The following is a 21807-nucleotide window of genomic DNA, read 5'->3' on the forward strand; positions in this document are numbered from 1 at the left end:
GTTAATGATATTGGCGGTTAATTAGTCTTTGTGATCTTCAATAATGGCGATCAATAATTTGGCCGTGCCAAAAAGCAGACAACACACCAATAACCAACTGGCTAAGAGATACAGTACATTGGGAAATCTGGATTCTTGCGGCAGCTGCGGTGAGCTAATCACCGACAGCGTTTTTAATTTACGCGCGCTTTCCAGACGCGTTTTTTCAATAGCCTGTAACGCCAGCGCATACAGATCGTTATCGAATTTCACCGTGGTTTTCAGATCTTCAAAATCAGCGGCCATGCTATTCAGTTTCTTACCGTCCGGCGCGGTGATTTTGTTTTGCTCAACGTCAATCTGGGCCTGTAAAGACTTAATCGCATTTTTGGTGCTGACCACCTGCGGTGCATCTTCGCGTAAATAGGTCAGCAGATTACGCAGCTCCGCTTCCATATCGATTCGCTTTGCGATTAGCGTATTGACCAACGTGGTGGCCGCTTCCGCCGACGCCGCCGGGTCGAGCACATTGTTGCTATTCTGGTAGGCTAATAGCTGGGTTTTGCTTGCGCTCAGACGATCCTTTGTTTCCTGCAGCTGCTCTTCGGCAAACTGCATCTGCTCGCGCGAGATTTTGTGCGATAGCTCGTTAATAAAACGCTCGGACTCTTTCAGCACCGCCTGGTTAAATGCCTGTGCGAATTCGGGGGTAAACCCCTGCGTTTCAATAGACAGCAGGCCGGTTTTTTCATCGTAATTTACGCTCAGGCGCGAGCGGTAGTAATCCAGATAACGCTCTGCGGTGATATCGGCGGGGAGGTGGAACAAGAAATCCCAGCCGCTTTGGCTAAACGCGTGATGAAAATTGAGTTTCTTATCCAGCGTTTGCAGCATATCCGGTGAGTTAATGTACTCTTTCAGGTACAACGAATCTTCGGCGGATGACGGGTTAGAGGCCCCCAGCAGCAGGCCGAAATTCAGGTTGGAACTGTCGAGTTCGTTGGGCCGCTTAACCGCGACCTTAGACTCACTGACGTAGCGCGGCTGGCTGAAAACCGCCAGATAGATAATCAACAGGCACATCGGGGCGGCGATAATGGCCTTCCACAGATGGCGCTGAATATCGATTTGTCGGATTTTTTTTATTACCGAGCGAGCCAGCCTTTTTTTTCTGGCAATAAAACGGCTAGACAGCACTTTATTCATATTCATGGGCTATTTATTGAACTTAATTAATGGGGTTGGTTTATATATTTTCAGTGGTGAGCCAGTTCTCATCCATACCCTTTATTTCGTGAGTTCAAACGGAATAACGCATGGGAAATAATGTGATAAGACATTGCATTCCTTTGTGTATTATCAAATGGTATTTTTATTTCAAATGGATTCCTATCCATAAATTGTTTTTATGAATAATCGCAAAGCAAAATTCATGCGGCATTTTTAGCACAGTCGTTAAGGCATAACAATAGTGATTATATATGAGAGGGTTTTCTTAAGGAGGATGTATTTGATGATGCTATATTTTAAGGAGAGATAGTGAGCGTTATTGATTTAAAAAAGATGATTTAAAATCCGTCTGAATATTTTTATTATTTCTTTATTATGTATTAAGTAATATTAAAGCGGATGGCTTTCGCCACCCGCTTGAACCGCATTACTTCGCAATACGCTTGTACTTAATACGCTTCGGCTCCAGCGCATCCGCGCCCAGTGTGCGTTTCTTGTACTCTTCGTATTCGGTGAAGTTACCTTCAAAGAACTCCACTTTACCTTCATCCTGATAGTCCAGAATGTGGGTCGCGATACGGTCGAGGAACCAACGGTCGTGCGAGATAACCATTGCGCAGCCCGGGAACTCCAGCAGGGCGTTTTCCAGCGCGCGCAGGGTTTCGATATCCAGGTCGTTGGTCGGTTCATCGAGCAGCAGGACGTTGCCGCCCACCTGCAGCAGCTTCGCCAGGTGCAGACGACCGCGCTCACCGCCGGACAGCTCGCCAACGCGTTTGCCCTGGTCGACGCCTTTAAAGTTAAAGCGGCCAACGTAGGCGCGGCTTGGCATCTCGGTGTTGCCGATCTTCATGATATCCAGCCCGCCGGACACTTCTTCCCACACGGTTTTGCTGTTATCCATCGCATCGCGGAACTGGTCAACCGAAGCCAGCTTCACGGTTTCACCCAGGGTGATTGAGCCGCTGTCAGGCTGTTCCTGGCCAGACATCATGCGGAACAGGGTCGATTTACCCGCGCCGTTCGGGCCGATGATCCCGACAATCGCGCCTTTCGGCACGGAGAAGCTCAGGTCGTCGATCAGCACGCGGTCGCCATAGGACTTACGCAGGTTGCTGACTTCCACAACTTTGTCGCCCAGACGTGCGCCAGGTGGAATGAACAGTTCGTTGGTTTCGTTACGTTTCTGATACTCAACGTTGTTGAGCTCTTCAAAACGCGCCAGACGTGCTTTGCCTTTAGACTGACGGCCTTTCGCGCCCTGACGAACCCACTCCAGCTCTTTCTCGATGGATTTACGGCGAGCCGCTTCCTGAGAGGCTTCCTGAGCCAGACGCTGATCTTTCTGCTCCAGCCAGGAGGAGTAGTTACCTTCCCACGGAATACCTTCACCGCGGTCAAGTTCGAGGATCCAACCGGCAACGTTATCGAGGAAGTAACGGTCGTGGGTAATCGCCACAACGGTGCCTTCGAAGTCGTGCAGGAAGCGTTCCAGCCAGGCGACGGATTCCGCATCCAGGTGGTTAGTGGGTTCGTCGAGCAGCAGCATGTCTGGTTTTTCCAGCAGCAGACGGCACAGCGCGACGCGGCGGCGTTCACCACCGGAGAGTTTTTCGATTTTAGCGTCCCAGTCCGGCAGACGCAGCGCATCAGCGGCGCGCTCAAGCTGCACGTTCAGGTTGTGGCCGTCGTGCGCCTGGATAATTTCTTCGAACTTACCCTGCTGGGCAGCCAGCTTGTCGAAGTCGGCGTCCGGTTCAGCGTACTTGGCGTACACTTCGTCCAGGCCTTTCAGCGCGTTAACCACTTCGGCAACGGCTTCTTCAACGGATTCACGAACGGTATGTTCAGGATTCAGCTGCGGCTCCTGCGGCAGGTAGCCAATTTTAAGGCCCGGCTGCGGGCGCGCTTCACCTTCAATGTCGGTATCAATACCGGCCATGATGCGCAGTAGGGTAGATTTACCGGCGCCGTTCAGACCCAGAACACCGATTTTTGCGCCAGGGAAGAAGCTCAGCGAGATGTTTTTAAGAATATGACGTTTCGGCGGAACCACTTTGCCGACACGATGCATGGTATAAACGAATTGAGCCACGTTGGACTTCGCCTCTTTATCGTGATGAATAGAGTTTTTTCAAAGGCGAAGTGTAGCTGTTTTCACCGTCCAATCCCAGCAGGCAAATTCAGCTGCGCGACATCGCAGATAAAACGTAAAAAAGTGTTCACGGCGTGGCGCATTGCGCGATCAGTCGTTAGCATCAATTTATTACGCGGCATGATGCTGCACCGACGTAACGTGACAACGAGGAAGAGCTTGTGCAAAAAGCCCAACAATTTACGTGGCATCTGCTGGCAGCAGGTATCTGCCTGCTGACCGTCAGTAGCGTTGCCCGCGCCGATTCGCTGGACCAGCAGCGCAGCCGCTATGCGCAAATCAAACAGGCCTGGGACAACGGCCAGATGGAGGTGGTGGCGCAGCTCATGCCGACCCTGCGCGACTACCCGCTGTACCCGTACCAGGAATACCGCCAGCTTTCCGGCGATCTGATGAACACGCCCGCGCTGTCTGTCACCCAGTTTGTGCAGGCGAACCCGACGCTGCCGCCTGCCAGAACGTTAAAAAATCGCTTCGTGAATGAGCTCGCCCGACGCCAGGACTGGCGCGGGCTGCTGGCGTTTAGCCCCGATAAGCCCGGCACTGCGGAGGCGCAGTGTAACTATTACTATGCCAAATATAACGTGGGCGATACCCAGGGCGCCTGGGAGGGGGCAAAAAGCCTGTGGCTTACCGGTCAAAGTCGGCCCAATGCCTGCGATCCGCTGTTTAGCGCCTGGCGCGCGTCCGGTACTCAGGATCCGCTGGCTTACCTGGAGCGCATTCGTCTGGCGATGAAGGCTGGCAATACGGGGCTGGTGAACGTGCTGGCCGGGCAAATGCCGGCCGAATATCAAACGATCGCCAGCGCGATTACCGATCTGAATAACAATCCCAACAACGTGCTGACTTTTGCCCGTACCACCGGGGCGACTGACTTTACCCGTCAGTTGGCGGCGGTCGCGTTTAGCAGCGTTGCCCGCCAGGATGTGGAAAACGCACGGCTGATGATTCCCACGCTGGTGCAGGCGCAGCAGTTGAATGAAGAACAAACTCAGGAGCTGCGCGATATTGTCGCCTGGCGGCTGATGGGCACTGACGTGACCGATGAACAGGCGCGCTGGCGGGATGACGCCATTATGCGTTCGCAGTCGACCTCGCTCATTGAACGCCGCGTGCGTATGGCTCTGGGTACCGGCGACCGTACCGGGCTGAACACCTGGCTGGCACGGTTGCCGATGGAGGCCAAAGAGAAAGACGAGTGGCGCTACTGGCAGGCCGATTTGTTGATGGAGCGAGGGCGCGATGACGAAGCGCGCGGCATTTTGCTGTCGCTGATGCAGCAGCGCGGGTTCTACCCGATGGTGGCGGCGCAGCGTTTGGGCGAGCCTTATATGCTGCGTATCGATAAAGCGCCGGGGGCTATCTCCGCAACGCTGACCGACGGCGCAGAAATGGCGCGCGTGCGCGAACTGATGTACTGGAATCAGGACAACACTGCGCGTAGCGAGTGGGCAAACCTGGTGAGCAGCCGTAATCAAACCGAGCAGGCGCAGCTGGCTCGCTATGCTTTCGATCGCCAATGGTGGGATCTTAGCGTACAGGCAACCATCGCTGGCAAGCTGTGGGACAATTTGCAGGAACGTTTCCCGCTGGCCTATAACGACCTGTTCGTGCGTTACACCGCAGGTAAAGACGTGCCACAAAGCTACGCGATGGCGATTGCACGTCAGGAAAGCGCGTGGAACCCGAAGGTGAAATCACCGGTAGGTGCCAGCGGGCTGATGCAGATTATGCCGGGCACTGCGACCCATACGGTTAAAATGTTTAATCTGCCGGGCTACAGCAATCCTGCGCAGCTGCTCGATCCGGAAACCAATATCAATATTGGCACCAGCTACCTGCAATACGTTTACCAGCAGTTTGAAAATAACCGTATTTTTGCTTCTGCGGCGTATAACGCCGGGCCGGGTCGCGTGCGCACCTGGCTTGGCAACAGCGCCGGGCGCATCGATGCGGTCGCGTTTATCGAGAGCATTCCGTTCTCTGAAACGCGCGGTTACGTGAAGAACGTGCTGGCCTACGATGCCTATTACCGTCACTTTATGGGCCAGAAAGAGGATGTGCTCAGCAGTAATGAGTGGCAACGACGTTACTGATAGGTAAGACCTGTGTTATGCTTGTACTCGTTTAAGAGTACATGCATAACATGGTGGCCTGACATGACCCAACAATCCCCTTATTCAGCGACGATGGCTGAGCAGCGTAACCAGGAGTGGCTTCGCTTTGTGGAGCTTCTGCGTCTGGCATATACCGACGATCTTGCACAGCCGCTGCTTAATTTAATCATGACCCCGGACGAGCGCGAAGCATTGGGTACTCGCGTGCGTATTATCGAAGAACTGCTGCGCGGCGAAATGAGCCAGCGTGAGCTGAAAAACGAGCTGGGCGCGGGGATCGCGACGATCACTCGTGGATCGAACAGCCTGAAATCGGCGCCAGTAGAGCTGCGCCAGTGGCTGGAACAAACCCTACCTAAAACCTAAGCCCGTCATCTGGTAGTGTGCGATGGCTTGCCTGATGGCGCTACGCTTATCAGGCCTACCTGCAGTTGTCGGCCGGATAAGGCGAAGCCGCCATCCGGCAGTGCGCAATGGCTTGCCTGATATCAGTATCTATCGGTGATACAGGTCGTTATGGAACGGGCTAAGCGCCAGCACCACCGCCTGATGGTAAACGCTGCTGCGGGTTAATACGCCGGCGGTGAAAACGCCGATAGCGCCTTCTTTATTGCCAATCTTATCGATGCCGGTGTACTTCGACATCACCGGCCCCAGCGCTTCCCCCGCGCGCACCTGCTCGAGGATTGTCTCCGGCAGAGGCAAGGTGGCGGAACGCGCCTCGCCGCGTTGGTCTCTGCTCTCAATAACCACCCAACTAAAGGTGGCACCTTCATCAATTCCGGCTTCAATGGCCACCCAAAAATCAGCGTCCGGACGTGCTGCTCGCGCGTTAGCGACCCGGTTACGTGCGCCTGCGCGCGTTTGTTCGCTGCCGAACGGCTGTTCCGGGACGCCGGTATCAACGGAGATCGCATCGACCTGGCAGGATCCTTCGCCAAAAATCTGGTCAAATGCCGCAAGAATTGCCTGAATTTTGGCAGGATTGGTGGTAGCGGAGACAACTTGATGCATAATCTACACAACTCAGATAAAAAAATGTCATCGCAGTATAACGGATAAAAAACATGTTACAGGTATATCTTGTTCGCCATGGCGAAACCCGCTGGAACGCCGAGCGGCGTATTCAGGGTCAGTCCGATAGCCCCCTGACGGAGAAAGGGGAGCAGCAGGCGATGCAGGTAGGCGAGCGCGTGCGCACCTACGGCATCACCCACGTCATTGCCAGCGATCTGGGCCGTACGCGCCGTACCGCTGAGATCATTGCCGATGCCTGCGGCTGTGGTGTCACGCTGGATGCGCGCCTGCGCGAGTTAGATATGGGGGTGCTGGAGCAGCGCCACCTCGATTCATTAACCGCGGAGGAAGAGCTGTGGCGTCGTCAGGTGGTTAACGGCACGCCGGACGGGCGTATTCCGCAGGGCGAATCTATGCAGGAGCTGAGCGAGCGTATGCATGCGGCGCTGGCCGCCTGTCTCGATCTGCCAACCGGCAGTCGCCCGCTGCTGGTGAGCCACGGTATCGCGCTAGGCTGTCTGGTGAGCACTATTCTGGGGCTGCCTGCGCACGCGGAGCGCCGCTTGCGTCTGCGTAACTGCTCTATCTCGCGGGTGGATTATCAGGAAAGCCTGTGGTTGGCGCCGGGATGGGTGGTTGAAACGGCAGGGGATATCTCACATCTCGATACCCCTGCGTTGGATGAGCTACAGCGTTAACGACGGATTGGAATCAGATACTCGCAGCGCAGCATAATCGGCGGCTCCTGATTCCGCGCTTCGTCCTGCGGGAAGAAGCGTTCGATGTCCTGACCTTTACGACGCGTCAGGTTAAGCATTGGCATACAGGTACCGTACAGCGTCAGAATAAACTCCTGCACCCCGGTTCCCAATCCTTCGTAGGTAAACATCACGTATTCGCCGCCTTCAAGGATAACCGGATGCACGTCGTCCACGTGGCCGTTGGCCATCTCTGGCGTCAGCGCGGTGGTATAGAACACTTCCTGCTCGTCGTCTTTCTCCAGGCTAGGGCGAGGCTCGTGCAGCCCGTACAGAATCGGCGGGATGGACGGCGAGTTGGCGAGGAAATCGGTCCAGAACTGGACGCGCATCTGCTGGCGGAAATCGGAGATCTCTTCCAGCTTGCAGGTATAGCTCTGGGTTACGCCCAGCAGATGGGTAGTTGGCAGTGTAATAAACTCGTATTTTGGCATCGTAAACTCGCCCAGGCGCAGAGGCGGCCGCATGCCAAAGAAGCTCCAGTCCGGCGAACGACGATACAGCGCCGGCGTCAGCGTAAACTGCTTTTTGAACGCCCGTGTAAAGGTCTGCTGAGAGTCAAAACGATACTGCAGCGCGATATCAAGGATCGGGCGAGCGGTCAGGCGCAGTGCAACAGCAGATTTAGACAGACGGCGGGCGCGGATATAGGCACCGATGGCATGGCCGGTGACATCTTTGAACATACGCTGCAGATGCCATTTAGAATAACCCGCTTTTGCCGCCACATTATCCAGCGATAGAGGCTGATCCAAATGGCCTTCCAGCCAAACGAGGAGATCGCGAATAATTCCAGCTTGATCCATAAAATGCCCTCATCCTTAAAATCTTATGTGCCTGTTACCAAAGTAGCGGATAATAGCATCTTTTGCTGTTTTAGCATTCGGTGTTTTTTTTATGCATAAATGCGTTTTAACACTCGATATTGCCCTATTTTTTGTAAAGCTGTGATCTTTAAACATTTTCTAATTAGATATTGAATAATCACCCGACTCAATCGACGGAAATGGTAACAATATGAAATACAAGAAATTAATGGCTGGCCTGTTGCTCAGCGTCTCCAGCCTGGCGGCCCACGCGGAGCAGATTGGTTCTGTTGATACGGTTTTCAAAATGTTCGGGCCCGATCATAAAATCGTGGTAGAAGCGTTTGACGATCCGGACGTGCAGAATGTCACCTGCTACGTGAGCCGAGCGAAGACTGGCGGTATTAAAGGGGGGCTGGGGCTGGCTGAAGACACCTCAGATGCGGCGATTTCCTGCCAGCAGATTGGGCCGGTTACCCTCAGCGACAAAATTAAGAATGGCAAAGCGGACGGTGACGTGGTCTTTAAAAAGCGCACGTCGCTGGTGTTTAAATCACTACAGGTTGTGCGGTTCTACGATAAGAAACGTAACGTGCTGGCCTACTTAGCCTATTCAGACAAAGTCGTTGACGGTTCGCCAAAGAATGCGATCAGCGCGGTACCTATTATGCCGTGGGGCGTCGAAGCGAAGTAGGATAGGATTAAGGCAAATAAAAACGGCGCTTAACGCGCCGTTTTTATTTTTTATTCCTGCAGCTCGCCGCAGAAGCGGTAACCTTCGCCGTGAATGGTGGCGATGATTTCCGGCGTATCCGGCGTAGACTCAAAATGCTTACGGATGCGACGAATGGTCACGTCAACCGTACGGTCGTGCGGCTTCAGCTCACGGCCGGTCATTTTCTTCAGCAGTTCAGCACGAGACTGAATCTTGCCCGGGTTCTCACAGAAGTGCAGCATCGCGCGGAATTCACTGCGCGGCAGCTTGTACTGCTCGCCGTTCGGGCTCACCAGAGAGCGGCTGTTGATGTCCAGCTCCCAGCCGTTGAACTTGTAGCTTTCTACGCTACGGCGTTCTTCGCTGACGGTACCCAGGTTCATGGTACGGGACAGCAGGTTGCGCGCACGGATGGTCAGTTCACGCGGGTTGAACGGCTTGGTGATGTAATCATCTGCGCCAATTTCCAGACCGAGGATTTTGTCGACTTCATTGTCGCGGCCGGTCAGGAACATCAGGGCAACGTTCGCTTGCTCACGCAGTTCGCGCGCCAGCAGCAGGCCATTTTTCCCTGGCAGGTTGATATCCATGATTACCAGGTTGATATCATTTTCAGACAGGATCTGATGCATTTCCGCGCCATCGGTCGCTTCGAAAACATCGTAGCCTTCTGCTTCGAAAATACTTTTTAACGTGTTGCGTGTTACCAACTCGTCTTCAACGATAAGAATGTGCGGGGTCTGCATGTTTGCTACCTAAATTGCCAACTAAATCGAAACAGGAAGTACCAATAGTCCCTGACCTGCCTGATGCATGTCGAAAATTAACATGATCGGCGTAACATGACTAAAGTACGTAATTGCGTTCTTGATGCACTTTCCATCAACGTCAACAACATCATTAGCTTGGTCGTGGGTACTCTTCCCTCTGGACCCGACAGTGTCAAAAACGGTTGTCATCCTAACCATTTTAACAGCAACATAACAGGTAAAGAGGCACCAGACCGCCAATAAACCTACGCTTCGTTGACATATATCAAGTTCAATTGTAGCACGTTAACAGTTTGGTGAAATCATCACTCCGGAATGATAACGCCTATCACATTTTTTCCACAACTCAAGTAGTTGCACAGGTTAACTGATAAATGTGATGAATCCAATTACTATCGTTCAGCGCGAATGGAAATAGTTCATATAAACAGTAAGATATCTGCTATCTGTTAACATAAAATACGCCATATATTGCCGTAAATAGTTTAGCGTCTTTTATGTATTGTGAAACATCATTTCAGTGATTTTTGTTGCATTTTTGTAAATTCGCGCTGCGCAATATGTTGAAGTACATCACATTATTGCCTGAAGACAGCAAATTAAGAGAACTTTAAATGCGCTTATCTATTGTGCTGGTTTCGCCAGCAAGGGCCGAAAATATCGGCGCCGCCGCCCGGGCCATGAAAACGATGGGATTTAACGACCTACGTATTGTCGATAGCGTTGCCCATCTGGAACCGGCGGCCGGGTGGGTCGCTCACGGCTCTTCTGACATCCTCGAAGGCATTACCTGCTATCCCACGCTGGCAGAGGCGCTTCACGATGTGGACTTCACCGTTGCCACGACGGCGCGCAGCCGCGCACGCTTTCACTACTACGCGACGCCGCAGGAGCTGGTGCCGATGCTGGCGGAAAAAGCGCAGTGGATGGGCCATGCGGCGCTGGTGTTTGGTCGTGAAGATTCCGGGCTCACCAACGATGAGCTGGCGTTAGCCGATGTGTTAACCGGCGTACCGATGGTGGCTGATTATCCTTCATTGAATCTCGGGCAGGCGGTGATGGTTTATTGTTATCAGCTCTCGTCACTGTTACAAACGGCAAACCCGGTAGTCACGGAGAGTGACGAAAATCAGCTGATTGCGTTAAGAGCGCGTATCACGCGTTTGCTTGAACGACTCGAGGTGGCTGGAGATGTAAAACTGGCCGACTGGCTGCAACAACGTATTGGCTTACTCGAGCAACGTGATACGGCAATGTTGCACAGATTACTGCATGATATTGAAAAAAATATTCCAGAGTAAAGTTCTGTCATTTGATTTCTTTATGGTGTTATTACCCGGTAATGTGTCTGTCTTATGGCTATATTGGTGGTTTGTTGCGGGCTGTATGGGCGTATGTGAAGTGGTTGCGAAACGTGACGAAGTTAAAAATACATTGACTTAGATGGCCAGATACTTTAACCAATATAGGTATAGCACAGACAGCTAAATAACAGAGCACACAACATCCATGATTCGCATCAGCAGCATTATGACCATTACCACCACCACTATTACCACAGGTAACGGTGCGGGCTGACGCGTACAGGAAACACAGAAAAAAGCCCGCACCTAAACAGTGCGGGCTTTTTTTTCGACTGAAGATCAAGGGGTAAAAACCATGCGAGTCTTGAAGTTCGGCGGTACATCAGTGGCAAATGCGGAACGGTTTCTGCGTGTTGCCGACATTCTGGAAAGTAACGCCAGGCAGGGGCAGGTAGCAACCGTGCTCTCTGCCCCGGCAAAAATCACCAACCATCTGGTGGCGATGATTGAAAAAACCATTGGCGGCCAGGACGCGCTGACCAATATCGCCGACGCCGAACGTATCTTTGCTGAACTTCTTCAAGGGCTTGCTACCGCTCAGCCGGGATTCCCGCTGGCGGAACTGAAGGCGGCCGTTGAGCTCGAATTTGCCCAGATCAAACATATTCTCCACGGTATCAGCCTGCTTGGGCAGTGCCCTGACAGCGTCAACGCGGGCCTGATCTGCCGCGGCGAGAAGCTGTCTATCGCCATCATGGCGGGGCTGCTGAGCGCACGTGGCCACAAGGTCACGGTGATTAACCCGGTTGAGAAACTGCTGGCCGTTGGCCATTACCTTGAATCTACAGTCGATATTGCTGAATCAACTCGTCGCATTGCGGCCAGCCAGATACCGGCGGATCACATGGTGCTGATGGCGGGCTTTACCGCCGGCAATGAAAAAGGCGAGCTGGTGGTGTTGGGGCGTAACGGTTCTGACTACTCTGCCGCCGTGCTGGCTGCCTGTCTACGTGCAGACTGTTGTGAAATCTGGACCGATGTCGACGGCGTCTACACCTGCGACCCGCGCCAGGTGCCGGATGCGGTGCTGCTGAAAAGCATGTCCTATCAGGAAGCAATGGAGCTTTCCTACTTTGGTGCGAAAGTCCTTCACCCGCGTACCATTGCCCCTATCGCTCAGTTCCAGATTCCTTGCCTGATCAAAAATACTGGTAACCCGCAGGCGCCGGGCACGCTCATCGGCGCCAGCAGCGACGATGACTCGCTGCCGGTGAAGGGTATCTCTAACCTCAACAACATGGCGATGTTCAACGTCTCTGGCCCGGGCATGAAAGGCATGGTCGGCATGGCGGCGCGCGTGTTTGCCACCATGTCCCGCGCGGGCATTTCGGTGGTATTGATTACCCAGTCCTCTTCCGAATACAGCATCAGCTTCTGCGTGCCGCAAAGCGACTGCGCGCGTGCGCGCAAGGCTATGGAGGATGAGTTCTATCTGGAGCTGAAAGAAGAGCTGCTGGAGCCGCTGTCTATCATGGAGCGTCTGGCCATTATCTCCGTTGTTGGCGACGGCATGCGCACGCTGCGCGGTATCTCAGCGAAGTTTTTCGCGGCGCTTGCCCGCGCCAATATCAACATTGTGGCCATTGCTCAGGGATCTTCCGAGCGTTCTATCTCCGTAGTGGTGAACAACGACGACGCCACGACCGGCGTGCGCGTGACGCACCAGATGCTGTTTAACACCGATCAGGTCATTGAAGTGTTCCTGGTGGGCGTTGGCGGGGTAGGCGGTGCGCTGCTTGAGCAGATCAAACGTCAGCAGGCGTGGCTGAAGAAGAAGCACATTGACCTGCGCGTCTGCGGCGTTGCCAACTCGCGCGCGCTGCTGACCAACGTGCACGGGCTGAATCTTGAGAACTGGCAGTCGGAGCTTTCGGAAGCCAAAGAGCCGTTCAACCTGGGCCGCTTGATTCGCTTGGTGAAAGAGTATCACCTGCTGAATCCGGTGATCGTTGACTGCACCTCCAGCCAGGCGGTAGCCGATCAGTACGCCGACTTCCTGCGCGAAGGGTTCCACGTGGTGACGCCGAACAAAAAGGCCAATACATCGTCGATGGATTACTACCATCAACTGCGTCATGCGGCAGGGCAATCGCGGCGTAAATTCCTCTACGACACTAACGTCGGCGCAGGTCTGCCGGTGATTGAGAACCTGCAAAATCTGCTGAATGCGGGCGATGAGCTGCAGCATTTCTCCGGCATTCTTTCTGGCTCGCTGTCGTTTATTTTCGGCAAGCTTGATGAAGGCATGAGCCTGTCCGCGGCGACCGCCGTCGCGCGCGAGCTGGGCTATACCGAGCCGGACCCGCGTGACGATCTGTCCGGTATGGACGTGGCGCGTAAGCTGCTCATTCTGGCGCGAGAAACCGGGCGCAGCCTTGAGTTGAGTGATATCGTGGTCGAATCGGTGCTGCCGTCGAGCTTCGACGCCTCGGGCGATACCGACAGCTTTATGGCGCGTCTGCCGCAGTTGGATGATGAATTCTCCGCGCGCGTCGCTAAAGCGCGTGATGAAGGCAAAGTGCTGCGCTACGTGGGCAACATCGAGGAAGACGGCGTCTGCCGGGTGAAAATTGCCGCCGTTGACGGCAACGATCCGCTGTTCAAAGTAAAAAACGGCGAGAACGCGCTGGCGTTCTACAGCCACTACTACCAGCCGCTGCCGCTGGTGCTGCGCGGCTATGGCGCAGGCAACGACGTGACGGCGGCAGGGGTGTTTGCCGATTTGCTGCGCACATTGTCATGGAAGTTAGGAGTTTAAAATGGTTAAGGTGTATGCCCCGGCTTCCAGTGCCAATATGAGCGTCGGGTTTGATGTACTGGGTGCCGCCGTCACGCCGGTTGACGGCAGCCTGCTGGGCGATAACGTCTCGGTTGAAGCGGCAGACCGTTTCAGCCTGCAAAATGTGGGGCGCTTTGCGGATAAACTGCCGAGCGTGGCCCAGGAAAATATTGTTTATCAATGCTGGGAGCGCTTCTGCCAGGAAATAGGCAAAGAAATCCCGGTGGCGATGACGCTGGAAAAAAATATGCCGATTGGTTCAGGGCTGGGCTCCAGCGCCTGTTCCGTTGTCGCTGCGCTGGTAGCGATGAATGAACACTGCGGTAAGCCGCTGGACGAAACCCGCATGCTGGCCCTGATGGGCGAGCTGGAAGGGCGCATCTCCGGCAGCGTGCACTACGATAACGTTGCGCCGTGCTATCTGGGCGGCATGCAGCTGATGATCGAAGAGAACGGGATTATCAGCCAGCAGGTTCCTTGTTTTGATGAGTGGCTGTGGGTGCTGGCCTATCCGGGGATCAAGGTCTCAACGGCGGAGGCGCGCGCGATTCTGCCTGCGCAGTATCGCCGTCAGGACTGCATCGCGCATGGCCGCCATCTGGCTGGGTTTATTCACGCCTGCTACTCACGCCAGCCCCAGTTGGCCGCGAAACTGATGAAAGACGTGATTGCCGAGCCATACCGTACCAAACTGCTGCCGGGCTTCAGCGAGGCGCGTCAGGCGGTGGCGGGCATTGGCGCCGTTGCCTGCGGGATCTCCGGTTCCGGCCCAACGCTGTTTGCGCTGTGTGATAAACCCGATACCGCACAGCGAGTGGCCGATTGGCTTGGCCAGAATTACCTGCAAAATCAAGAAGGTTTTGTTCATATTTGCCGTCTGGATACAGCCGGCGCACGAGTCGTGGGATAACCGATGAAACTCTATAACTTAAAAGATCACAATGAACAGGTCAGCTTCGCGCAGGCCGTTACGCAAGGCCTTGGCAAGCAACAGGGGCTGTTTTTCCCGCACGATCTGCCGGAATTCAACCTGACCGACATTGATGACCTGTTAACGCAGGATTTCGTCACCCGCAGCGCGAAAATACTCTCCGCGTTTATCGGCGATGAGATCCCACAGGATGAGCTCGCTGCGCGCATTGCGACGGCATTTACCTTCCCGGCGCCGGTGAACAAGGTGCAGGAAGACGTTGGCTGCCTGGAGCTGTTCCACGGTCCGACCCTAGCGTTTAAAGACTTCGGCGGCCGCTTTATGGCGCAGATGCTGACCCATATTGCAGGCGATAAGCCGGTGACCATCCTGACGGCAACCTCCGGCGACACCGGTGCTGCCGTGGCGCATGCGTTCTACGGCCTGCCGAACGTCAACGTGGTGATTCTGTACCCGCGCGGCAAAATCAGCCCGCTGCAGGAGAAGCTGTTCTGTACGCTGGGCGGCAACATTGAAACCGTCGCCATTGACGGTGATTTTGACGCCTGCCAGGCGCTGGTGAAACAGGCCTTCGATGATGAAGAACTGAAGGTTGCACTGGGTCTGAACTCCGCAAACTCCATCAACATCAGCCGCCTGCTGGCGCAAATCTGCTACTACTTCGAAGCGGTAGCGCAGCTGCCACAGGAAGCGCGTAACCAGCTGGTGATTTCCGTGCCGAGCGGTAACTTCGGCGATCTGACCGCGGGCCTGCTGGCTAAATCGCTGGGCCTGCCGGTGAAACGCTTTATCGCCGCCACCAATGCCAACGACACCGTGCCGCGCTTCCTGCAGGATGGGAAGTGGGCGCCGAAGGCCACTCAGGCGACGCTGTCGAACGCAATGGACGTGAGCCAGCCGAACAACTGGCCGCGTGTAGAAGAGCTGTTCCGCCGTAAAATCTGGCGCCTGAACGAACTGGGTTATGCGGCGGTGGATGACGAAACGACAAAGGCCACTATGCGTGAACTGCAGTCGCTGGGCTACACCTCCGAACCGCACGCGGCGATTGCCTACCGTGCACTGCGTGACCAGCTGCAGCCGGGTGAATATGGTCTGTTCCTCGGTACCGCGCATCCGGCGAAGTTTAAGGAAAGCGTGGAAGCGATCCTGGGCGAAACCCTGCCGCTGCCTAAAGCGCTGGCAGACCGCGCCGACCTGCCGCTGCTGTCTCACAACCTGCCGGCCGACTATGCCGCACTGCGCCAGCTGATGATGCGCAACGCGTAATCTTCTCCGTTTCCTCCTTCCCTGTGGAGGGGGAAATAGGGAGAAATTATGCAGACATTCCGCAGGGAAAAAGGAGATATTCCCAATAAATGCGGGGCGTTAGATTATAGGATTGCGGAGAATAACAACGCGGGTTCTACGGCGGTAAGCTTTGTTCATCGGCCATACTGGCGAACGAAGAATCAAGGAGTTACCCATGTTAAAACCTGCGATGTTGGCACTGGCTATGATGCTGGCGGCTCCGGTTATGACTCAGGCCGCAGAGATCACGTTGGTCCCGGCGGTGAAGCTGCAAATTGGCGACCAGGATAATGACGGGCGTTACTGGGATGGCGGCCACTGGCGTGACCATAGCTGGTGGAACGATCATTATGAATGGCGCGACAACCGCTGGAATCCTCATACGCCGCCGCATCATGATAAACGCGATCGCGACGACCGCCATGACGATCGGGGTCATAACGAGCGTGGACATGGCGACGATCGTCGCCTGCCACCGCCCAATGACCATCACTAACTTGTCGGCCGACTAAGGCAACGCCGCCATCCGGCAATCGCTATCGATCTGCCAGATGGCGCTTTGCTTATCAGGCCCGCGGGGTTATCACTGTTCGTGGCGCTTGAAGACCAGCTCTTCGGCGCTCGAACTTTCCGCATCAAAGAAATACCCTTCGCTATCAAATCCGGTCAGCTGTTCAGGTTTCGACAGGCGATTTTCAATGATATAGCGGCTCATCAGCCCGCGCGCTTTTTTGGCATAGAAGCTGATCACCTTGAATTTGCCGTTTTTCTCGTCGAGGAACACGGGCTTAATGATGCTTCCCTTCAGTGCTTTCGGTTTTACCGAACGGAAATACTCGTCTGACGCCAGGTTGATGACGATGTCGTCGCCCTGTTCACGCAGTGCGGCGTTCAACGTCTGGGTGATTTCCTCTCCCCAGAACTGGTACAGATCCTTTCCGCGCGGGTTCTCCAGGCGAATGCCCATTTCCAGACGGTACGGCTGCATCAGATCCAGCGGACGCAGCACGCCGTAAAGGCCGGAAAGCATGCGCAGGTGCTGCTGAGCGAAGTCAAAATCAGCATCGCTAAAGGTTTCTGCCTGTAGCCCGGTGTAGACGTCGCCTTTGAAGGCCAGAATCGCCTGACGGGCGTTATCCGGCGTGAAGTCCGGATGCCAGTCGTGGAAGCGGGTAGCGTTTAGGTCCGCTAGCTTGTCGCTAATCCCCATCAGCGCTTTAATTTGCGGAGCAGAAAGCTTTCGCGCTTCTCGTATCAGCGTTTGAGCGTGCTCCAGCAGCATGGGCTGGGTATAGCGGGTGGTGGCAAGCTTGCTTTGGTAATCGAGCGTTTTAGCAGGCGAAATCAGAATCAGCATATCCAGTCCTTGCAGAAAATTTCACTCAACTTTAACAAAAAAACGGCCACAGGTGATCGATTGCTGCTATTGGCGCGGCGGCTGATCCCAGCTTTCCGGCGCCAGCTGCCGGGCGATTTCGGGGTAATAGTCCGGGTCGAACACCGGCGTCACGCCCAGTTTTCGCTGGCGCAGATAATCCAGAGCGATAATTCTGACCACCGGTGAGAGCAGCAGAATGGCCGACAGGTTGGTAATGGCCATCAGCGCCATAATCACATCCGCCATTTGCCAGACCACCGGTAGGCTCAGTTGGCTGCCGATGAATACCATCAGCAGCGTGCACAGCCGCAGCAGCCAGATGGCCCATGGCTTATTCCAGCGCAGAAAGATCAGGTTGTTTTCGGCATAGATATAGTTAGCCACGATGGAGCTAAAGGCGAACATAATCATCACCACCGCCACAAAGCTAGCGCCCCAGCTACCGACCAGCACGCTCATGGCGTGTTGCACCAGTTGGATTCCATCATAGCTGGTGGTTTTTGTGCCGTGACCCGCCAGCAGCACGATCATCGCACTGGCGCTGCAGATAACGACGGTATCAAGCAACACGCCGATCATCTGCACAATACCCTGGGCCGCCGGATGCGGTGGGAAGGAGGCTGCCGCCGCCGCCGCGTTAGGCGTGGAGCCCATGCCGGCTTCATTAGAGAACATGCTGCGCTGAAAGCCGCTGGTAATGGCCTGGCTGACGCTATAGCCCACGGCACCGGCAGCAGCTTCTTGCCAGCCAAAGGCGCTACGCACGATCATGCTGATGATGGCGGGCATTTCAACAATGTGCCAAAGGGTAATCAGCAGACAGACCGATACCCACAACAGCGCCATAAACGGCACCAGCCACTGGCTCAGCCGCGCGACGCCCTTGATGCCGCGGACCATCACCAGCAGGGCGAAGAAGGCCATTACGATGCCGGTCGCGCTTCTGGGGACGTCGAAGGCATATTTCAGCGCGTGCGCGGTGGAGTTGGCCTGCACGGTGTTAAAGATAAGCCCGTAGGCCAGCAGCAGAAACAGCGAAAAGAGTACGCCCATCCAGCGCATGCCGAGCCCGCGCGACATATACCATGCAGGACCGCCGCGAAACTGCCCGTTGGCGTCACGTTCTTTGTAGAGTTGGGCCAGCGAACATTCGGCGAAGCTGCTGGCCATGCCGATAATTGCGGCTACCCACATCCAGAAGACCGCACCGGGGCCGCCGACGGCGATCGCCAGCGCGACGCCGGCAAGGTTACCGCTGCCAACGCGTGCGGCCAGGCTAATACACAGAACCTGGAACGAGGTTAACCCGCCTTCGCAGGGTGCCAGGCTTCTTTTCAGACTTTTGCTAAACTGACGGATGTAGCGAAACTGGATGTAGCCGGTTCTCCATGTAAACCAGATACCACATCCCAGGAGCAGGTAAATCATCACCGAGCCCCACAAAATTTCGCTGATAAAAGACAGGAAATCAGGCATTAAACGTCCTCTTGTCTATGCCGAAATGAGCGGCCGAACCCAGGAAGCAACGTTGCTTCGCACGATTCGATTCAGCCAATGTAAGCGTTACCACAATCAGGATGCAGAAAGCCGGGTCCTGAAAGTCAGATACTTCAGTTTATCATACTCTGCGGTCTCATGACGTCGGCGGTTGCGCTGAGAGAGCGGCGTGATATTATCGGGGCAGACCGGTTACATCCCCCTAACAGCTGTTTAAAGAGAAACACTATCATGACGGATAAATTGACATCTCTGCGTCAGTACACAACCGTAGTGGCTGACACCGGAGACATCGCGGCAATGAAGCTGTATCAGCCTCAGGATGCGACAACCAACCCTTCCCTGATTCTGGGCGCAGCACAGATCCCTGAGTACCGTAAACTGATCGACGATGCGGTAGCATGGGCGCGTAGCCAGAGCAGCGACCGCGCACAGCAGGTTGTCGATGCCACCGATAAACTGGCCGTAAATATCGGTCTGGAAATTCTGAAACTGGTCCCGGGCCGTATCTCTACCGAAGTTGATGCGCGCCTGTCCTATGACACTGAAGCGTCTATCGCGAAAGCGAAGCGCCTGATCAAAATGTACAACGATGCTGGCATCAGCAACGATCGCATTCTGATTAAACTGGCCTCTACCTGGCAGGGCATCCGCGCAGCGGAGCAGCTGGAAAAAGACGGCATCAACTGTAACCTGACTCTGCTGTTCTCCTTCGCGCAGGCGCGCGCTTGTGCGGAAGCGGGCGTGTTCCTGATCTCCCCGTTCGTCGGTCGTATTCTGGATTGGTACAAAGCCAATACCGATAAGAAAGAATACGCGCCTGCGGAAGATCCGGGCGTGGTTTCGGTTAGCGAAATCTACCAGTACTACAAAGAGCACGGTTATGAAACCGTGGTGATGGGCGCAAGCTTCCGTAACATCGGTGAAATCCTTGAGCTGGCAGGCTGTGACCGCCTGACCATCGCCCCGGCGCTGCTGAAAGAACTGGCAGAAAGCGAAGGCCCTCTGGAACGTAAGCTGACCTTTACCGGTGAAGTGAAAGCGCGTCCGAGCCGCATCACCGAGTCTGAGTTCCTGTGGCAGCACAACCAGGATCCGATGGCGGTTGATAAACTGGCGGAAGGTATCCGTAAGTTTGCTATTGACCAGGAAAAACTGGAAAAAATGATCGGCGACCTGCTGTAATTCAGCCTGTTTGCCTGATAACAGCCCGCTTCTCTAAAGAGAGCGGGCTGTTTTTTTATTCATGGTGGTGCAGGGAGGGAAGTTCGTCTGCGGCGATGCCGGTCATTTCAATCACCTCGGCGACCGGGATACCTTTTTCTAGCATGGCTCGGGCAATTTTCCGCGCGGCTTCGCGTTCGCCGACTTGCATACCCTGTTGAATTCCTTGCTGTATTCCTTCTATCCGTCCTTCCTGCTTTAACTCTTCTGCTAATGTCATCAGTTCGTCTCCATACTGTGGTGCGCGTAGCGCCATTTCATACAGCAATGTACGGGCATCGTGTGCTTCTCCCGCCTGGAGCATGTAGTTTACCAGCGCAATGACCTGCTGTCCGCTGATGTGGTTGCGGGTTAATAGCCCGGCAAGCTTATCGAGAAAGCGGGTGAGATCGCGCTGGCGGATATGTTTTTGAATCAGCGTCAGCGCAGCCATACTGCGGTGGCGCATAATTTCATCATCGGGAATTACCGTGATATCGACCAAAGGAAAATTCTGGCTATAGATATGTCTCGCAAGCGCCGGGTCGGTAAAATTATCCAGCCAGTTCATTGAGTGGGGATAAGGGCTTTTTCGCCCCTGATAAAACAGAATAGGGATGACCAGCGGTAGCCTATTATGGCCGGCCTCAAGGTGGCGCTGCATGGCGGCAATGGCGTAACGCATTAAGCGAAAGGCCATATGCTTATCCGGTGAGCTTTGATGTTCAATAAGCACGTGGATGTAGCCGTCGCCGCAGGCTGTTTTTAGCGAATAGAGCATATCGCTGTAATAGGGGTGAAGATCCTCTTCGATAAAGCTACCCGATTCCAGTTTCAGCGTTGACAGATCGCACAGTCGCAGCAGGGCAGGGGGAAGATGAATCGCAATAAAATCCCGTGCGGTTTCCATCGTTGAGAGAAACGTTTTAAACACTAAATCATGCGGCGTAGGCGTCCTGTTTTTACGCATATCCAGCCCTCCATGGAATTCTGTTCGCGGAGTCTGCCACTGCGCATCTTCGTGCGACAGAGAAATATCCGTTGGCTTTTTCATTTTGCGGCGCGCCTCGGGAAACCCGGAGGATAACCCGTCAGGGGTCTTAGTATTGCTGCCCATTCGCGTGTATTATTCTGCTTAACGCTACGGTTTTAACGGAATAATCATGAACACTTTACGCATTGGCTTAGTTTCTATCTCTGACCGCGCTTCCAGCGGCGTTTATCAGGACAAAGGTATTCCGGCACTGGAAGAGTGGCTGGCATCGGCGCTGACGACCCCTTTTAAGGTGGAAACTCGCCTGATCCCGGATGAACAAACCATTATTGAGCAAACTCTGTGTGAGCTGGTGGACGAGATGAGCTGCCATCTGGTGCTGACCACCGGTGGTACGGGGCCGGCGCGGCGCGATGTGACGCCGGATGCGACGCTGGCGATTGCCGACCGCGTCATGCCGGGCTTTGGCGAGCAGATGCGCCAGGTCAGTTTGCACTTTGTCCCGACGGCCATTCTCTCACGCCAGGTAGGCGTTATTCGCAAACAGGCCCTCATTCTTAACCTGCCGGGCCAGCCGAAAGCGATTCAGGAAACGCTGGAAGGGGTGAAAGACGCAGAGGGCAACGTGCTGGTGAACGGCATCTTTGCAAGTGTACCGTATTGTGTACAGTTGCTGGAGGGGCCTTATATTGAAACGAACCGCGATGTCGTAGCAGCTTTCCGCCCTAAGAGCGCTCGTCGCGAGACTTTATCCTGAATGTGATTCTTTTCTGACATAACCTATCATTCTGCTGGAGCGCGATCGGGTTTACGGTATAGTC

Annotated in this window: 20 protein-coding genes, 1 pseudogene and 1 other annotated feature; of the genes and pseudogenes, 13 read left to right on the top strand and 8 right to left on the bottom strand. The window is 54.6% G+C overall.

Annotation, left to right across the window (positions count from 1 at the left end; translation table 11 throughout):
• Window positions 1–21: 21 nt before the first annotated feature.
• Together H7R76_RS19535 and ettA are read right to left on the bottom strand one after the other, a co-directional pair.
• Window positions 22–1191, bottom strand: coding sequence for a capsule biosynthesis protein (locus H7R76_RS19535; protein WP_182929500.1), 1170 nt, complete (start codon window positions 1189–1191; stop codon window positions 22–24).
• 445 nt (window positions 1192–1636) lie between these two features.
• Window positions 1637–3304, bottom strand: coding sequence for an energy-dependent translational throttle protein EttA (ettA, locus tag H7R76_RS19540; RefSeq protein WP_182928394.1), 1668 nt, complete (start codon window positions 3302–3304; stop codon window positions 1637–1639).
• Between the two features lie 221 nt (window positions 3305–3525).
• On the opposite strand from ettA, the gene sltY reads away from it, so the two are divergent.
• Both sltY and trpR read left to right on the top strand, forming a co-directional pair.
• The gene (sltY, locus tag H7R76_RS19545) at window positions 3526–5463 is read left to right on the top strand and encodes a murein transglycosylase (protein WP_182966200.1); all 1938 of its coding nucleotides are present in this window, start codon (window positions 3526–3528) and stop codon (window positions 5461–5463) included.
• A gap of 63 nt (window positions 5464–5526) precedes the next feature.
• On the top strand, window positions 5527–5850 hold the full coding sequence (trpR, locus tag H7R76_RS19550) for a trp operon repressor (RefSeq protein ID WP_106925250.1): 324 nt from the start codon (window positions 5527–5529) through the stop codon (window positions 5848–5850).
• A 129-nt stretch (window positions 5851–5979) separates the two neighbouring features.
• Here trpR and yjjX read toward each other — a convergent pair whose 3' ends face one another.
• Window positions 5980–6498, bottom strand: a complete 519-nt coding sequence (gene yjjX, locus H7R76_RS19555) for an inosine/xanthosine triphosphatase (RefSeq protein ID WP_106925252.1) — start codon at window positions 6496–6498, stop codon at window positions 5980–5982.
• A gap of 53 nt (window positions 6499–6551) precedes the next feature.
• Here yjjX and gpmB point away from each other — a divergent pair, with 53 nt between their 5' ends.
• Window positions 6552–7199, top strand: coding sequence for a 2,3-diphosphoglycerate-dependent phosphoglycerate mutase GpmB (gpmB, locus tag H7R76_RS19560; RefSeq protein ID WP_106925254.1), 648 nt, complete (start codon window positions 6552–6554; stop codon window positions 7197–7199).
• Here the strand turns inward: gpmB and robA are convergent.
• On the bottom strand, window positions 7196–8065 hold the full coding sequence (gene robA / locus H7R76_RS19565) for an MDR efflux pump AcrAB transcriptional activator RobA (protein ID WP_182966201.1): 870 nt from the start codon (window positions 8063–8065) through the stop codon (window positions 7196–7198). The two genes, gpmB and robA, sit on opposite strands and share 4 nt — an antisense overlap.
• A gap of 211 nt (window positions 8066–8276) precedes the next feature.
• On the opposite strand from robA, the gene creA reads away from it, so the two are divergent.
• Window positions 8277–8759 carry a protein CreA gene (gene creA / locus H7R76_RS19570; RefSeq protein WP_106925258.1) on the top strand — a complete coding sequence of 161 codons (483 nt, stop codon included), beginning with the start codon at window positions 8277–8279 and terminating at the stop codon, window positions 8757–8759.
• 50 nt (window positions 8760–8809) lie between these two features.
• On the opposite strand, the gene arcA is transcribed toward creA, so the two are convergent.
• The gene (arcA, locus tag H7R76_RS19575) at window positions 8810–9526 is read right to left on the bottom strand and encodes a two-component system response regulator ArcA (RefSeq protein ID WP_015966004.1); all 717 of its coding nucleotides are present in this window, start codon (window positions 9524–9526) and stop codon (window positions 8810–8812) included.
• 96 nt (window positions 9527–9622) lie between these two features.
• Here arcA and yjjY point away from each other — a divergent pair.
• The 7 genes and pseudogenes from yjjY to H7R76_RS19610 all read left to right on the top strand — a co-directional run bounded on the left by yjjY (window position 9623) and on the right by H7R76_RS19610 (window position 16410).
• A pseudogene (gene yjjY, locus H7R76_RS19580) lies at window positions 9623–9764 on the top strand (YjjY family protein).
• Between the two features lie 400 nt (window positions 9765–10164).
• The gene (locus H7R76_RS19585) at window positions 10165–10851 is read left to right on the top strand and encodes a tRNA/rRNA methyltransferase (RefSeq protein WP_106925260.1); all 687 of its coding nucleotides are present in this window, start codon (window positions 10165–10167) and stop codon (window positions 10849–10851) included.
• Window positions 10852–11059: 208 nt separating this feature from the next.
• Complete coding sequence (thrL, locus tag H7R76_RS25170) at window positions 11060–11128, top strand: thr operon leader peptide (RefSeq protein ID WP_072129079.1); 69 nt, start codon at window positions 11060–11062, stop codon at window positions 11126–11128.
• Window positions 11067–11184 (top strand) — a sequence feature (Thr leader region). (Overlaps the previous gene by 62 nt.)
• 25 nt (window positions 11185–11209) lie before the next feature.
• Window positions 11210–13672, top strand: coding sequence for a bifunctional aspartate kinase/homoserine dehydrogenase I (gene thrA / locus H7R76_RS19595; RefSeq protein ID WP_106925262.1), 2463 nt, complete (start codon window positions 11210–11212; stop codon window positions 13670–13672).
• A gap of 1 nt (window position 13673) precedes the next feature.
• Complete coding sequence (thrB, locus tag H7R76_RS19600) at window positions 13674–14603, top strand: homoserine kinase (RefSeq protein WP_106925264.1); 930 nt, start codon at window positions 13674–13676, stop codon at window positions 14601–14603.
• A 3-nt stretch (window positions 14604–14606) separates the two neighbouring features.
• Window positions 14607–15893: a threonine synthase gene (gene thrC, locus H7R76_RS19605; protein WP_106925266.1), complete on the top strand. Its 1287-nt coding sequence runs from the start codon at window positions 14607–14609 to the stop codon at window positions 15891–15893.
• Window positions 15894–16089: 196 nt separating this feature from the next.
• Complete coding sequence (locus tag H7R76_RS19610) at window positions 16090–16410, top strand: DUF2502 domain-containing protein (RefSeq protein WP_106925268.1); 321 nt, start codon at window positions 16090–16092, stop codon at window positions 16408–16410.
• Between the two features lie 87 nt (window positions 16411–16497).
• On the opposite strand, the gene yaaA is transcribed toward H7R76_RS19610, so the two are convergent.
• The gene (gene yaaA / locus H7R76_RS19615) at window positions 16498–17271 is read right to left on the bottom strand and encodes a peroxide stress protein YaaA (protein ID WP_182966202.1); all 774 of its coding nucleotides are present in this window, start codon (window positions 17269–17271) and stop codon (window positions 16498–16500) included.
• Between the two features lie 66 nt (window positions 17272–17337).
• The gene (locus H7R76_RS19620; protein ID WP_106925272.1) at window positions 17338–18768 is read right to left on the bottom strand and encodes an alanine/glycine:cation symporter family protein; all 1431 of its coding nucleotides are present in this window, start codon (window positions 18766–18768) and stop codon (window positions 17338–17340) included.
• Between the two features lie 252 nt (window positions 18769–19020).
• Here H7R76_RS19620 and tal point away from each other — a divergent pair, with 252 nt between their 5' ends.
• Entirely contained in the window at window positions 19021–19974 is a 954-nt protein-coding gene (gene tal / locus H7R76_RS19625) for a transaldolase (RefSeq protein ID WP_106925274.1), read from the top strand.
• A gap of 55 nt (window positions 19975–20029) precedes the next feature.
• On the opposite strand, the gene H7R76_RS19630 is transcribed toward tal, so the two are convergent.
• A complete protein-coding gene (locus tag H7R76_RS19630; RefSeq protein WP_106925627.1) occupies window positions 20030–20962 on the bottom strand; it encodes an Rpn family recombination-promoting nuclease/putative transposase in 933 nt (310 codons plus the stop codon).
• A 193-nt stretch (window positions 20963–21155) separates the two neighbouring features.
• On the opposite strand from H7R76_RS19630, the gene mog reads away from it, so the two are divergent.
• Window positions 21156–21743, top strand: coding sequence for a molybdopterin adenylyltransferase (mog, locus tag H7R76_RS19635; RefSeq protein WP_106925276.1), 588 nt, complete (start codon window positions 21156–21158; stop codon window positions 21741–21743).
• Window positions 21744–21807: the final 64 nt, after the last annotated feature.

The sequence above is a fragment of the Klebsiella sp. WP8-S18-ESBL-06 genome, from assembly GCF_014169755.1.
In the GTDB taxonomy this organism is placed as follows: domain Bacteria; phylum Pseudomonadota; class Gammaproteobacteria; order Enterobacterales; family Enterobacteriaceae; genus Kluyvera; species Kluyvera ascorbata_B.

Excerpts from the sequence above, each read along its gene's own strand:
- yaaA (WP_182966202.1), bottom strand. The coding sequence starts at position 17,271 with ATGCTGATTCTGATTTCGCCTGCTAAAACGCTCGATTACCAAAGCAAG.
- tal (WP_106925274.1), top strand. The coding sequence starts at position 19,021 with ATGACGGATAAATTGACATCTCTGCGTCAGTACACAACCGTAGTGGCT.
- creA (WP_106925258.1), top strand. The coding sequence starts at position 8,277 with ATGAAATACAAGAAATTAATGGCTGGCCTGTTGCTCAGCGTCTCCAGC.
- gpmB (WP_106925254.1), top strand. The coding sequence starts at position 6,552 with ATGTTACAGGTATATCTTGTTCGCCATGGCGAAACCCGCTGGAACGCC.
- H7R76_RS19585 (WP_106925260.1), top strand. The coding sequence starts at position 10,165 with ATGCGCTTATCTATTGTGCTGGTTTCGCCAGCAAGGGCCGAAAATATC.
- H7R76_RS19620 (WP_106925272.1), bottom strand. The coding sequence starts at position 18,768 with ATGCCTGATTTCCTGTCTTTTATCAGCGAAATTTTGTGGGGCTCGGTG.
- mog (WP_106925276.1), top strand. The coding sequence starts at position 21,156 with ATGAACACTTTACGCATTGGCTTAGTTTCTATCTCTGACCGCGCTTCC.
- robA (WP_182966201.1), bottom strand. The coding sequence starts at position 8,065 with ATGGATCAAGCTGGAATTATTCGCGATCTCCTCGTTTGGCTGGAAGGC.
- arcA (WP_015966004.1), bottom strand. The coding sequence starts at position 9,526 with ATGCAGACCCCGCACATTCTTATCGTTGAAGACGAGTTGGTAACACGC.
- thrA (WP_106925262.1), top strand. The coding sequence starts at position 11,210 with ATGCGAGTCTTGAAGTTCGGCGGTACATCAGTGGCAAATGCGGAACGG.
- thrB (WP_106925264.1), top strand. The coding sequence starts at position 13,674 with ATGGTTAAGGTGTATGCCCCGGCTTCCAGTGCCAATATGAGCGTCGGG.
- yjjX (WP_106925252.1), bottom strand. The coding sequence starts at position 6,498 with ATGCATCAAGTTGTCTCCGCTACCACCAATCCTGCCAAAATTCAGGCA.
- H7R76_RS19535 (WP_182929500.1), bottom strand. The coding sequence starts at position 1,191 with ATGAATATGAATAAAGTGCTGTCTAGCCGTTTTATTGCCAGAAAAAAA.
- trpR (WP_106925250.1), top strand. The coding sequence starts at position 5,527 with ATGACCCAACAATCCCCTTATTCAGCGACGATGGCTGAGCAGCGTAAC.
- H7R76_RS19610 (WP_106925268.1), top strand. The coding sequence starts at position 16,090 with ATGTTAAAACCTGCGATGTTGGCACTGGCTATGATGCTGGCGGCTCCG.
- H7R76_RS19630 (WP_106925627.1), bottom strand. The coding sequence starts at position 20,962 with ATGCGTAAAAACAGGACGCCTACGCCGCATGATTTAGTGTTTAAAACG.
- thrC (WP_106925266.1), top strand. The coding sequence starts at position 14,607 with ATGAAACTCTATAACTTAAAAGATCACAATGAACAGGTCAGCTTCGCG.